At 67.4% G+C, this 13,749-nt stretch carries 9 protein-coding genes; 4 read left to right on the top strand and 5 right to left on the bottom strand.

What is annotated here, in order from left to right:
* Positions 1-131: 131 nt before the first annotated feature.
* Entirely contained in the window at positions 132-1,538 is a 1,407-nt protein-coding gene (locus tag PW843_14785; GenBank protein MDE1147866.1) for a M20/M25/M40 family metallo-hydrolase, read from the top strand.
* A gap of 147 nt (positions 1,539-1,685) precedes the next feature.
* Here PW843_14785 and PW843_14780 read toward each other — a convergent pair whose 3' ends face one another.
* Positions 1,686-2,309, bottom strand: coding sequence for a MarR family transcriptional regulator (locus tag PW843_14780; protein ID MDE1147865.1), 624 nt, complete (start codon positions 2,307-2,309; stop codon positions 1,686-1,688).
* A 99-nt stretch (positions 2,310-2,408) separates the two neighbouring features.
* On the opposite strand from PW843_14780, the gene PW843_14775 reads away from it, so the two are divergent.
* Positions 2,409-3,836 (top strand): MFS transporter, encoded by a 1,428-nt coding sequence (locus tag PW843_14775; protein ID MDE1147864.1) that lies wholly within the window; start codon positions 2,409-2,411, stop codon positions 3,834-3,836.
* Between the two features lie 88 nt (positions 3,837-3,924).
* Here the strand turns inward: PW843_14775 and PW843_14770 are convergent, their stop codons facing one another.
* Complete coding sequence (locus tag PW843_14770) at positions 3,925-4,605, bottom strand: Spy/CpxP family protein refolding chaperone (protein ID MDE1147863.1); 681 nt, start codon at positions 4,603-4,605, stop codon at positions 3,925-3,927.
* A gap of 229 nt (positions 4,606-4,834) precedes the next feature.
* On the opposite strand from PW843_14770, the gene PW843_14765 reads away from it, so the two are divergent.
* Positions 4,835-7,552 carry a DUF3369 domain-containing protein gene (locus tag PW843_14765; protein MDE1147862.1) on the top strand — a complete coding sequence of 906 codons (2,718 nt, stop codon included), beginning with the start codon at positions 4,835-4,837 and terminating at the stop codon, positions 7,550-7,552.
* 594 nt (positions 7,553-8,146) lie between these two features.
* Positions 8,147-9,397 (top strand): group II intron reverse transcriptase/maturase, encoded by a 1,251-nt coding sequence (gene ltrA / locus PW843_14760; GenBank protein ID MDE1147861.1) that lies wholly within the window; start codon positions 8,147-8,149, stop codon positions 9,395-9,397.
* 120 nt (positions 9,398-9,517) lie between these two features.
* Here ltrA and PW843_14755 read toward each other — a convergent pair whose 3' ends face one another.
* From PW843_14755 to PW843_14745, 3 genes are all read right to left on the bottom strand, one after another.
* Positions 9,518-10,309: a ProQ/FINO family protein gene (locus PW843_14755; GenBank protein MDE1147860.1), complete on the bottom strand. Its 792-nt coding sequence runs from the start codon at positions 10,307-10,309 to the stop codon at positions 9,518-9,520.
* A gap of 641 nt (positions 10,310-10,950) precedes the next feature.
* A complete protein-coding gene (locus PW843_14750) occupies positions 10,951-11,361 on the bottom strand; it encodes a helix-turn-helix transcriptional regulator (protein ID MDE1147859.1) in 411 nt (136 codons plus the stop codon).
* Between the two features lie 585 nt (positions 11,362-11,946).
* Positions 11,947-13,680, bottom strand: a complete 1,734-nt coding sequence (locus PW843_14745; protein ID MDE1147858.1) for a methyl-accepting chemotaxis protein — start codon at positions 13,678-13,680, stop codon at positions 11,947-11,949.
* Positions 13,681-13,749 lie beyond the last annotated feature (69 nt).

The following is a 13,749-nucleotide window of genomic DNA, read 5'->3' as shown; positions in this document are numbered from 1 at the left end:
GCGCGGCGGGGCCGGCCCGTGGCAGGGTGCGTCCCAAGGGGCTGACCGCCCAAGTGGTCGGCCGATGGGACCATGGGGCCGGAACGGTGGCGGGGGCCGCCCGGTACGACCTGATGATGGGAGATACGGGCGTGTTTTCGATTCAGAACAAGGGCTTGGCCGCCGCACTCGCCTTGGGCCTGCTGACGGCGCCGGCGATCGCGGCCGAGGGGCCCGCGGCCGTGCCGGATTCGGCGCTGGCCAGCGTCAAGGAATTGCAGAAGCGGGCCTTGGCCGGCAGCGGTGCCTATGAGGTGGTGGAATCGCTGACCACCCAGGTGGGGCCGCGCCTGCCCGGCACACCCAACGACGCGGCCGCCGTGGCCTGGGCGGTGAAGGCCATGAAGGATCTTGGCCTGCAGGACGTGCATGTCGAGGCCGTGCCCATGCCCGGCTGGCGCCGTGGCCTGGAGCGCGCCAGCATCGTGTCGCCCATGCCGCAGTCCATCGCCGTGGCGGCCTTGGGCAGCACGGTGGGCACGGGCCCCCAGGGCATTGAGGCCGAGGTGGTGGGTTTCCCCAGCCTGGCCGCCCTGAAGGCAGCATCGGACGGGTCGCTGGCCGGCAAGATCGCCTACATTGCCCTGCCCATGGCCCGTACCCAGGACGGCAGCGGTTATGGCGAGGCCGTGGCCATGCGCATCGGCGGCCCGTCGGTGGCGGCCAAGAAGGGTGCGGTCGCGTTGCTGATCCGGTCGGTCGGCACCGACGCCCACCGCGCGCCGCACACCGGCATGACGCGGTATGAGGATGGCGGGACCAAGATCCCGGCCGGCGCCATTTCCACCATCGATGCGGCGCAGCTGGACCGGCTGCTGTCGCAAGGCCCGGTGAAGATGAAGCTGGTGCTGGACGTGTCGCCGCTGGACCCCATCACCACCTACAACGTGGTGGGGGACCTGAAGGGCACGGTGAAGCCCGATGAGATCGTGACCATGGGCGCCCACCTGGATTCCTGGGATCTGGGCACCGGCGCCATCGACGACGGCGCCGGTGTCGCCATCGCGCTGGCCTCGGCCAAGCTGATCAAGGGCCTGCCGGAAAAGCCGCGCCGCACCCTGCGCGTCGTGCTGTTCGCGGCGGAGGAGGAGGGCACCTACGGTGCCATCGCCTACGGCAAGGCCCATGCGGGCGACGCCGCCCATTACGTCCTGGGCACGGAGGCCGATCTGGGCATCGGCCCGGTATGGGCGTTCAAGATGAAGTCCAACCCCAACGCCCAGGCCGCCATCACCACCATCGCCGGCGCGCTGAAGCCCCTGCGGGTGACCCTGGGCCGGGATGAGGAGGGGGAGACGTCGGACTACGGCCCCATGGCCGAGGCCGGCATGCCCATCGCCGAACTGTCCCTGGATGCCACCACCTACTTCGACTACCACCATACCGCCGAGGACACGCTGGACCGGGTGGACCGCCCGACCATCGACCAGTCCACGGCCGCCTATGCCAGCGTGCTATGGCTGGCCATGCAGTCCAACGGCACGTTCCGCGCACCGTAAGGGGGAAGCCCGGTGGCATGAGGCGATCCTCATGCCACCGTAGGCCCCGACCGGGGCCGCCGGAGATTTTTGGGGAGCCGCAGGCGGACTGAAAATCGAGGATAGGCCAGCCGCCGGATGGCGGCGCCCGCCGTTTGAGGGCGGTAATTAGATAATGCTGATGCGGTAGGCGCAGCGCCGCGCACCCAGGGGAATATGCTCCGTCCGCTCCACCGCCGCGCCCAGCACGGCCCGGAAGGTATCCAGTTCCGACCGGCAGAAGCCGACGCAGGCGGTGGCGGCGGCGCAGATGGGACAATGGTTTTCCACCAGGGTCCACGACCCGTCCGCCTCCTGCCAGCTGTCGGCCATATAGCCTTCGCTGGAGCGGATGGCGGTCAGCCGGGCGATGCGGGTGGCCAAGTCGGCGGCCCCGATCATTTCGGCGCGATAGCGCGCCAGGGTGCCCACCTCGCGCGCCGCGATCAGGGTATCGATCGCCCCGCTTCCCAACTGGTCCGCCAAGGTGGTCAAGAGGGAGGCGGTCAGCGCCGCATGGCCGTCCGGGAAACGCGCATGCCCGGATGGTGTCAGGTGCCACAGCTGACGGGGGCGTCCCCGGCCGGCGGCGGCCTCCACCACCGCTTCCACCACGCCATCCTCCGCCATGCGGGTCAGCTGCTGGCGCGCCGCCTCACCCGTGATGCCCAGGGCGACACCGATGGCGGCGGCCGTCTGGGGGCCGTCGGTCTTCAACAGCAGGAGCAGGCGGTTGGGGGATGGCTGGGGCACGGCTTATTTTTCCAAGTTCATGCTTGTTTTATAGCGACGGCCGCGTATTTTCCAAGATGAAACTTTGAAAAATAAATCGACGCCACCAGGATTTCGCCCATGACTGCCGCCGCGGATCGCCAGCCGCAAGCCGAACCGCCCACCGCTTCGGTGTATCAACTGTTCTCGCCGGCCCATTTGCCGGCGACCTTGATGCTGGGCGGCGGTGTCACCCTGTTCGCGATCGAGACCTACGTCACCGCCACCGTGGCGCCGTCCATCGTGCGCGACATCGGCGGCCTGCCGCTGTTCGCCTGGGTGACGACCCTGTACGTTGCTGCGGCCGTTTTGGGTTCCATCTTCGTCGCCATGCGGCCGCGCGTGTTCAGCCTGCGCGATGTCTATATCCTGGGCGCCCTGGTGTTCAGCGCCGGCAGCCTGGTGTGCGCCGTGGCGCCGGCCATGGCGGTGGTGCTGTTGGGGCGGGCCGTGCAGGGCCTGGGGGCGGGCATGTTGTCGGGCCTGGCTTACGCCTTCATCCGCCATGTCTATCCGGAACCGCTGTGGGGCCGCGCCTCCACCCTTTATGCCGCCATCTGGGGCGTGGCGACGGTGCTGGGCCCCACGGCGGGTGGGGTGTTTTCCAGCGGGGCGCAATGGCGCTACGCCTTCCTGGTGCTGTTGCCGCCAGCCCTGCTGATGGCGGCTTTTGCCCGCCGCCTGTTGCCGGCCGCCACCGACAGCCGCGCCGCCGGCCGGCCGCCGCTGCGCCAGATCGGCCTGCTGCTGTCCGCCGTGCTGCTGGTCAGCGCCGCCGGCACGGCGGAGCGGGATGGCCCCAAGCTCGCCTTGCTGGCAGCCTCCCTCCTGCTGTTCGGCGCCATGCTGGCGGTGGAACGGCGGGGCGGGAACCGGCTGTTGCCGCAGGGTGCCGTCATTTTGGGGCAACCCATCGCGCGGCTCTACCTCATCATGTTCGCCATCATCGTCACCATATCCAGCGACGTCTACGTCCCCTATTTCCTGCAGGCGCTGCATGGCGTGGCGCCGCTGATGTCGGGCTATCTGGTGGCGTTGGTCGCCCTGGGGTGGACGTTCGCCGCCTTCCTGGTCGGTCGCTTGACCGGTCGGCAGGCGGCCATGGCGATCACCGCCGGTTGCCTGCTGGAGGCGGCGGCCACGGCGGCGCTGGCGCCCCTGTTGGCGCGGAACGATCCGGCGGCGGATCTGACGGTGCTGGTGCCGGCGTCCATCGCCCTGCTGCTGATGGGGGCGGGCGTGGGCCTGGGGTGGGCGCACCTGGTGGCCGGTGTGCTGAAGCGCGCCGGCGGGGTGGAGCAGGACAAGGCCTCGGCCGCCATCGCCACGGTGCAGTCATTGGGCGGCGCCTTCGGCACGGCGATGGCCGGTGTCGTCGCCAACAGCGCAGGCCTGGTCACCCCCGGCGGCACCGTGGGCGACCTGTCGGCCGTGCACTGGCTGTACCTGGCCATGCCGGTGCCGGCGGCCTTGGCCTTCCTGGTGTCGCTGGCGCCCAACCGGGAGTGATCGGGCCGGCATCGGTCAAAAAGAAAACGGCGGCGAACCCCAACGATTCGCCGCCGTCCTCATTCAAGCGCTACCGATCCGGACGGGATCAGTCTTGGCCGCCCTCATCCGGGGGCGGGGGCATGTCGCCGTCATCGCCGTCCGGACCGGGACGGCCGGGGCCGCCGTGCATGCCCTGGTCACCGTGTTCGAAGTGCGCGCCCGGACCGCCGAAACGGCCACCGGGACCGCCATGCGGACCGAAGCCGTGGCCGCCGCCGAAGCCGCGGGCCAGCAGCGTGTCGGCCTTTTCCTTCTGGTCGGCCGAGAGGCTGGCGTACAGGGGGGCCAACACGGCCTTCAGGTCGCTGATGTGCTTGGCGTGTTCCGTCGCCATCTTCTCGGCACGGTCCAGGCGTTCGGTCAGCGACGGCGGAGCCGGGGGCGTGGGGGTCTGGCCGGCCTTGCGGGCGGCCTCGAACTGCTCACGCTTCGCCTTGTGTTCGGTCTCGAACTTCTCGGCCTTCTGCTTCATTTCTTCGGCATCGGCGCGGGCGACGGTCTCGAACTTCTTCCACTGGCCTTCCTGGGCGGCAGTGATTTTCAGTTCGGCCTTCAGGAAGGCCAGGCGACCATCGATATGTTCCCACGGGCCACCGTGGTGGTGTTCATGGCCGGCCGGCGGCGGACCTGAGCGAGCGCCGTCCTGGGCGAACGCGCCAGCCGCGATACCGACGGCAAAGACGCCAACCGCCAGGGTCGACAATAGTTGGGTACGGAAGCGGGACATGGATCTACAAGCCTCGTAAGGTTCGTCTTCGCCGTTCTAGAACCGGCTTGACTGATATACGTGCCAGCGCAGAAAAGCCGTCGCGCGTCGTTGATGAAACCTTAAGAGGAATGTCCGTAAGGTGAGTTCTGAGATACTGTGACCTGAACGGCCGCTTCACGGATGGTGCGGTGGCGGGCAAAGGGAAACAGCCGGAAATCGGTACAGTTTCCAAAAGGAAATGCGCCCAATGCAGGAATTGGACGAGGCCTTGTGGCAAGACGGTGACAAGGGTGGCAAGGCCTTCCGCCAGGATATTTTCCCGCCGTGGAAAATCCTGGTGGTTGATGATGATGCCGAGGTTCACGCCCTGACACGCATGGTGTTGGGACGCCTGCGTTTCCGTGATCGGGGCGTACAGATACTGTCCGCGCATTCGGCGGCCGAGGGTTTCCGCATCCTGGGTGAGGTGGCGGACATCGCCATCGTCCTGCTGGATGTCGTCATGGAAACGGATGATGCCGGCCTGGTCCTGGTCCGCCGCATCCGGCAGGAACTGGGCAATGAGGCGGTGCGCATCGTCCTGCGCACGGGCCAGCCCGGCATGGCGCCGGAGGAGCAGGTGATCGTCGATTATGATATCGACGATTATCGCCCCAAGGCGGACCTCAGCGCGGCCCGCCTGACCACCACCATCATCACCGCCCTGCGGTCCTATGGCTATATCGTGGCGCTGGACGAGAACCGGCGGGGGCTGGAGCGCATCATCGACAGCGCCGCCAGCCTGTTCCAGATCCGCTCCATGCGCGATTTCGCCAATGGTGTCCTGACCCAGGTCGGCAGCTTCCTCAGCTGTTCACCCCTGGGCGTATTGTGCGTCCATGCGCCGGAGGGCCAGCCGCCCCGCATCCTGGCGGCCAGCGGCGTCTATGCCTACCTGATGCAGGATCCCAAGGCCGAAATTCCCCACGTCGACCTGATCCAGCGCGCGCTGCTGAACCAGAAGTCGCTGTTCGCGGGCGACGCCAGCGTGCTGCACGTCGCCGGGCATGAGATGGGCCGCACCGTCGTGCTGATCCGGGCCCAGGATCCCCCTTCCGGCATGGACCAGCGCCTGCTGGAACTGTTCGCCACCAAGATCCCCGCCGGATTCGACAACGTCAATCTGCTGGAGGGGTTGGAGGGCGATGTCGCCCGCCGCACGCGGGACCTGAAGGCCACCAACGCCATGCTGACCGAAAAGCAGGAGCGGCTGGAGCGGCAGGCCCATGACCTCGCGGTGCTGGCGCGCGACCTGGACCGCGCCCGCGTCCAGGCCCAGGCGGCCAGCCAAAGCAAATCGGAATTCCTGGCCAATATGAGCCATGAGATCCGCACCCCCATGAACGGCGTCATGGGCATGGTGCAGTTGCTGCTGGACACGCCGATGACGGAGGAGCAGCGGGGCTTCACCCAGGCCATCCGCGAAAGTGCCGAGGCCCTGCTGGGTGTCATCGACGATATCCTGGACATCTCCAAGCTTGAGGCCGGCAAGGTCGAGCTGGATATCGTCGATTATTCCCTGGGCGGTTTGCTGGACGGCGTCGCCACCATCCTGGCGCCCCGCGCCCGGGAAAAGGGCCTGGGCTTCCGCACGGCACTGCACACCCCCGGCGAACAGGATGGCGACGAGCCCTCGGGGCCGGTGCTGGTGCGGGGCGATCCCACCCGCCTGCGCCAGATCCTGGTCAACCTGGTGGGCAACGCCATCAAGTTCACGACGGATGGTGAGGTGGCGATCGCGCTGACCCTGACACCGCGCGCCGCAGCCAAGCCCGGCCTGAACCTGCGGGGGGAGGTGACGGACACCGGCATCGGCATCAGCGGGGAACAGATGGCCCGGCTGTTCGAAAGCTTCAGCCAGGCCGACACCTCCATCACCCGGCGCTTCGGCGGCACGGGTCTGGGATTGGCGATCTGCCGCCAGCTGGTGGAACTGATGGGGGGCTCCATCGGGGTCAGCAGCGAACCGGGCAAGGGTAGCGCCTTCTGGTTCACCATTCCCCTGGAGGTGGCGGAGCAGCCCTTCGAAAGTGCCTTCGCTGCCCCCCTGCCTTCCGGCAAGCCGTCCCCCGCCGTCTGGGGGGGCAGCGGTGCGCCGCCCAATGCGACGCAAGGCCGCGGTGTGGGGCGTTGCGTCCTGCTGGTGGAGGACAACCCCGTGAACCAGGAAGTGGCCAGCCTGATGCTGGCCAAGGAAGGGTTCGAGGCGGTGCTGGTCCAGGACGGCGTGGATGCGCTGGAGGCGGTGCGCTGTCGCCGCTTCGACCTGGTGCTGATGGACATCCAGATGCCGCGCATGGACGGCATCGAGGCGACGCGGCGCATGCGCGCCATGGGCGCGCGCATGCCCATCATCGCCATCACGGCCAACGCCATGGCCGGCATGCGTGAGGAATATCTGGCGGCCGGCATGGACGACTATGTCGCCAAGCCCTTCGACCGGGGCCATTTCATCGGCAAGGTGGTGCAATGGGGCTGTGGCCCCATCGCGGAACCGGAGACGCCGGACGAGCCGGTGGCCGCCGTGCCGCCGTTGTTCGGCATCCTGGCGGAAGATCGCCTGGGTGAATTGGCCACCATGGCGGCGCGGGCCGATTTCGTGCGCATCGTTACCGGCTTCCTGACCCTGGGCAAGCAGCGGGTGGAGTCGTTGGCGCAGGCCGCCCGCGAGCGCGACCTCAAGGCCCTTCGCGCCGAGGCGCACGACCTGATGGCCACGGCGGGCACCTGCGGCCTGATTCGCCTTCAGGATCTGGCCATGGCCCTGCATGAGGCCTGTGTGGCCGCCGACCTGGATCGCGCCGTGGCGGTGGCCATGTCCGCCGTGGAATTCGGCCGCCAGGACTGGGAATTGCTGCGCGAACGTTTCCTGTCGGATGAGGAGGAGACACCGGCAGCGGAGCCCGGTGGCGATTCCGGTGCATAAGGAACCGGCTCAAAGCCTGAGCCAGTTATCCATCGCACAAAAATCATTCAAATAAAAACGGCCCCTCCAGCGATGGAGAGGCCGTTTTCTTGGTGCGCCCAGCATGGGCGCGTTCTTGAGGGTGGAAGTCCCTCCGTAAGCTGATCACGGTGAACGAAGCGAAACGCAACTGCGAGAGGGCGACTGATCGTGGGGAGGAAGCGTGGAGCGAAACCACGAGCCGATGAACAAGAACCGGATAGAAGGCGGTGCCGAGCAGGGCGAGCGGGCCATGAACCGCGAAGCTCTCGTGATCAAGGGTCGGCGCCGTAGATCCGGCGGTTGTGTGGTGAAGGAGCGCGCTCTTACCTGGGGAGATCCCGCCTTATGCCTGAAAGGGTGACGGTGTCGAGCCGGAGCGGGAAGTCAGCAGAGGTCATAGTAGGGGCCGGTTCAACTGGTGCCGAAGGACCGAACGAGGAGGAGTGTTGATCCACCGTGGCGATGCGGAAGGCAGAGCGTCAGATGTCCGCGCAAGCGGGGCGGTCGGGAGGGGGGCGAGGTGAAGCCTTGCCCGGGCCCGGCAGCGACGAAGCCTTGCGCCCGTGCCCGGAAATGGAAAACACGGGGTCAGGGCTGCTGCTGGCGGCCCTGACGCGAGAGAACCTGCAACGGGCTTGGCGACGGGTGCGGTCCAACAAGGGCGCGGCGGGGGTTGACGGTCTGGACATTGACCAGACGGCGGCCCATCTGCGCACGGTGTGGCCCGCGATCCGGAGCCAGGTGTTGTCGGGGACGTACCGGCCTTGGCCGGTACGACGGGTGGCGATCCCGAAGCCGGACGGTGGCGAGCGTGAACTCGGCATCCCGACGGTGACGGATCGCCTGATCCAGCAGGCGCTGCTGCAGGTGTTGCAGCCGCTCCTTGATCCGAGCTTCAGCGAGTACAGCTACGGCTTCCGTCCGGGGCGAGGGGCGCACGACGCGGTGCTGAAGGCACAGTCGTACGTCCAGTCGGGCCGGCGGGTTGTGGTTGACGTGGACCTGGAGAAGTTCTTCGACCGGGTGAACCACGACATCCTGATCGACCGTCTCTGGAAGCGCATTGGGGATGCCGGCATCGTCCGGCTGATCCGGTCGTACCTGGACAGCGGGATCATGGTGGGGGGCGTGGTCCAGGCACGGGAGAGGGGGACGCCGCAGGGCGGCCCGCTGTCGCCGCTGCTGGCCAACGTCTTGCTCGACGAGGTGGACCGGGAACTGGAGCGCCGGGGTCATCGCTTCGTGCGCTACGCTGACGATGCGAACGTTTACGTTCGCAGCCGGAAGGCGGGTGAACGGGTGATGGCGCTGTTGCGGCGGCTCTACGGCCGACTGCGTCTCTCGGTCAACGAGACCAAGAGCGCGGTGACCAGCGTGTTCGGCCGCAAGTTCCTGGGCTACGGCTTCTGGGTGGCGCCCGGTGGCGTCATCAAGCGGCGGGTTGCCGACAAGCCGCTGGCGACCTTCAAGCATCGCATCCGGCAGCTGACCCGCCGTTCCGGCGGGAACAGTGTGCAGGAGGTGGTGATGCGCCTGCGTTCCTATGTTCTGGGATGGAAGGCCTACTTCCGCCTGGCGCAGACACCCCGGGTCTGGAACGACCTGGACAAGTGGATGCGCCATCGGCTGCGGGCCATCCAGCTCAAGCATTGGAAACGGGGCACGACCATCTACAGGGAACTGAAAGCACTCGGGGCCAAACCCAAGGTGCTCCATCAGGTGGCGGCCAATAGCCGCCGCTGGTGGCGCAACAGCGGGATGGCCCTCAATGCCGTCCTCTCCCTGCAATGGGCGGACGCCCTGGGAATGCCCCGTCTCTCTTGACCTCAACTCCTCGAACCGCCCGGTGCGGACCCGCATGCCGGGTGGTGTGGGAGGGGAGCGGTCCTCAAGGATCGCCCCCTATCCCGATCCGGGATGCCTGTCTGGATTAGAAACGGACGCTCACTGGAACGTGGTGTCCAGCGCGCGCAGGGTCCACAGGGCCTGTTCACGCTCCTCCGGCTCGATCCGTTCCGCCCGGGCACCATCCAGGGTGACGCGGCGGGTGTTGCGCACGACCGAGGCCAGGTAGGCCGGGTGAGCACGGTAGACGAACAGGAAGGCCTCGACGGTGGCCACCAACTCGGCATCGCCCAGGGCGCGGGCCACTTCCTTTTCCACCGTCAGGCTCAGCGGCACGGGATCGGCCGGGAAAGCTTCGGGGAAACGGCGGCTCAGCTGCTGGTGCACCAGGGTCATGTCTTCCGGCAGGGTCAGCGGCGTGCCGGCGATGCGGGGCAGGGTGATGGCGGCGCCATCGAAATCATTCACGACCACGCGGGGCGGCCACAGGACGTGCGGCCGGTCGCTGGCGTCATCCTCGCGGCCGCGGCCACCGCCATGCGGGGGACGGGCAGGGCGGCCGCGGTCGCCACCATAGGGGCGGCTGTCGCGATTGTCCTGCGGCCGGCTCTCCAGCGCGCGGTAGTTGGGGCGGAAGTCGCTGTCGGGCCGATCATAATCATGATGGGCGGGGCGGTAGGGCGCCTCACCACGCGGCTGGCGGCGTTCACCGAAATCGGGCTCGCCCCCCTGCTGGCGTTCGCCGCCGCCGCGGTCGAAGCGACCGCCACCGTCCCGGCTGGCGCCGCCGCCATGTCCCCCGCTATCGCGGCTGCGGACGGGCGTGGGCGCACGGTCCACCACGACGACGCGCTTTGTTGCGTTGCGGTCACCCACATTGCCACGCTGCACGGCATCCAGAGTTAGTTTAGTTTCAAAGCCCAGCGGCTTTTTAAGAGATAAGGTTGTCATCGCATCCATCCCGGCTCAAGGCAACGATACCAGCTTTTTGCTGCGGTGCCGCAACCAGAAAGTCAGTTCCGAGCCCTCGTTTGATGCAGCCTTGATTTAACCAGCGTGCATGCCCCGGCCACATTCGTGCCAAGGCCCACCCGTTTTACGCCGGCCGGGCCTTTCGACCGTCGCGGCAAGAAATGGTTAATGAAATCGAAGGCGAAACGAGTAATGGTTCGGAAATGCAGTCCGGCGACCCCTGTTCGGTATCGTCGTTCCCCGTGTCATCACTATCCGCCCAAGCCGTTAAAGAAAGTTTTACAAGGCGCACGTGCAACGGCCAGTCAGGGCAGTCTTGCTGTTTTTACATCCCATGTCCGCCATTGGCACGTTGCGGTGCAAGCAATGGCCGTCACATGGTCCCCATCGGGCAGGCGGCCCTGTCGGGTCTGGGCAATAAAAAACCGGACGACGACAATTCCTGTCATCGTCCGGTGCTTTTAATCGATCCCGGGCGGGGATGGTTCCACCCGATACCGCAGCGCAAAACGGTTAGGCGCATCGGGGATGCCGCCGGGTGGCGGCGTATCCCTGCCGGCTTAGCCGTTATGGTCGGCCAGCGACTTGGCCAGCGCCATGATGCTGTCGCGGACGGAGCTTTCGGTGATGCGGGAATAGGCCCGCACCAGTTCCAGCGTTTCGCGCCGTTCACTGGGCGGACGGCCGCCTTCCACCGCCGCCTCGATGGCCGGGGCGGGGATCTGGCCCTGGGGGCCCAGGCCGTCGAAGAAGAAGCTGATGGGAACGTCCAGGACCTGGGCGATCTTGTGCAGCATGGAGGCGGAGATGCGGTTGGCCCCCCGCTCATACTTCTGCACCTGCTGGAAGGTCAGGCCGATGGCCTCGCCCAGCTTCTCCTGGCTCATGCCGATCAGGGTGCGGCGCAGGCGGACGCGGCCGCCGACGTAGCTGTCGACGCTGGTGCCCGACTCTTCCTCGGCCGCCAGCATGGTGCGCTTGCGGGTCTTGCCCCGGCCGGTGTTAGGCTTGTCGATCATGGTCATTCCCTAAAATCCTGTCGCGTGACGGGCAAGGCAGTCTCCCCGGCTCGCCCAGGGACTTGGCCTTATTGATGGCCGGCAGCACAGGACCCTTTTCAGGGTTCCCCGCCGCAGCCATCACGGCAGCCCGTTGCCCGGTCCGCCTTCGCTGTTGCCGCCGCTCGCCACCGGATGGTCATTCCAGGAATGTTCACCCAGGGATTACAGGCAATCACGCGTCCGCGCCGAAGCGTTTCATGCACTACATCGTAAACAAGTTTACATACCGTAAATAAGGGAATTCCCTCATCCCAGCTAGACTACAAGGTAGGGGATCTGGCGGAACATGACACCCCTGTCCTGCGGGGGTAGTTCTTTGTGCGCCGGCAGCGGGTTTTCCACAGACAGCACTTCTCAAAAGGCGCAAGCGTGGGCCACCGATACTCGAACTAAGGGTATATCGCATACAATGCCATTTGGCATGGGGCAGACGCACGACCGCCCGCCGGATGCGACTCGCACCCGGCGGGCGGCGCCTTCCCCCTTAGCCGGGCGTCAGGCGGCGACGATGGCGGACAGGAAATCGGCCACGGCGCGTTGCAGTTCCTGTGCCTGCACCGACAGGTCGCTGCTGGCGCTGAACACCTGGCTGGTGGCAACACCGGTGTCGTTGGCGGCGCGGGCGACAGTGCCGATGTCGCCACCCACCCGGGTGACGCCCTGGGCCGCGTCCGTCATGGTGACGGCGATGGCCTGGGTGGTGCGCGCCTGGTCATGGATGGTGCGCGAGATGGCGTCGTTCACCTGGTCGATGCGCTGGACCGCCGACACGATATGCCGGAAGGCGTCCACCGACTGGGCGATGGCCGCCTGCATGGCGCTGATTTCCAGCTGAATATCTTGTGTGGCCTGGGCGGTCTGTCCCGCCAGGCCCTTGACCTCGCTGGCCACCACGGCGAAGCCGCGGCCGGCATCGCCGGCACGCGCCGCCTCGATGGTGGCGTTCAGGGCCAGCAGGTTGGTCTGGCCGGCGATGGTCTGGATCAGGGCCACGACATCGGTGATGCGGCGCGAGGCCACGGTCAGCCGCTCGATCATCTCGCCCGTGCCCTTGGTGCTGTCGGCGGTGCGGCGGGCCAGGCTTGCGGCCTCCGCCACGCTTTGCAGCACGTCGGCGGTGGTGGCACGCAACTGGTCGGCGGCATCAACCGCACCTTGGATGGTGCCGTTGGCTGTCAGCGCCGCGTTCTCCGCCGCCGTGGCGGCGGTGGAGGCGCCGGCGGCGGTGCGGGTCACGGCGCGGGCCGTTTCCACCAGGCCGTGGGCGGCCTCGGTCACGGACCCCAGGATGCGGCCCGCCTTGGTCTCAAAGGTCTGGGCGGTTTCCTGGAAAGCGCGGCGGCGGGTCTCTTCCGACCGCACCCGTTCTTCATCACGCTCGCGGTTCAGGCGGGCCACGGCGCGGGCGTTGTCGCGGAAAACGGCCAGGCTTTCGACCATGCGGCCGATCTCATCCCGCCGCTCAGCCGGCAGCGTCACGTCCAGGTTGCCATTGGCAAGGTCGCGCGTGGCGCCGGCGACGGCCAGCAGGGGCGACAGCACGCCCCGCATCAGGAACAGCGCCGCCAGCACGCACAGCGCCAGCCCCAACGCCGTGCTGGCCAGGATGCCCCGGTTCAGGCCGTCGATGAAGCCCATGGCCTGGCTGTTGCTCTCGCGCACATGCGCCTGATCGGCCTTGGCCACCAGCTTCATGGCTTCGGCCAGACGGTCCAGATGGTCGTTCAGGCCATCCACCTGGGCCGACAGCTTCAGCAACTGGTCGGCCGGGGCGGCGGACTTGCCGGCCAAAGGCTTCAATTCCTTCGCCGTTTCCTGCAGGGCCTCGAACTGGGTCTTGGCCATCTGCACCTTGGTGGTGACGTCGCCCAAAGGGCTGTTCTCGACACCGCCGGCCCGGTCACGCGCCGCCACCCGCTGGACCTCGCTTAGGCCGGCGTTATAGGTGGTGGCGATGGCGCGCAGGGAGTTGTTCAGCTCCGCCGGCTCCGCCACCGACAGGGTGCCCATCAGCGTCTGGGTGGACAGCACCTGGACCTGCATGTTCTTCACGGTGGCAGCCAGGCCCAGATCGGCCATGGCGCCGTCCGTCTGGGCGGTCGTGTCCTCCAGGATGCTGCGCGACTGGCGGGCGATGCCGATGCCGATGGCGCTCTGCAGCAGGACGATCAGCAGCAGCGTGCCGCCCACCAGCAGGAACTTGGAGCGCAGGCGAGTCGGACGAGGCACCAGGCGGCCCAGAAGGGCGGCCACGCCCCCAAAGCGCGCCCTGATCGAAGGTGGTATCAGGCGGCCGGC

This window comes from Azospirillaceae bacterium, from assembly GCA_028283825.1.
Lineage (GTDB): Bacteria > Pseudomonadota > Alphaproteobacteria > Azospirillales > Azospirillaceae > Nitrospirillum.
This window is presented reverse-complemented; position numbering and strand designations above follow the sequence as displayed.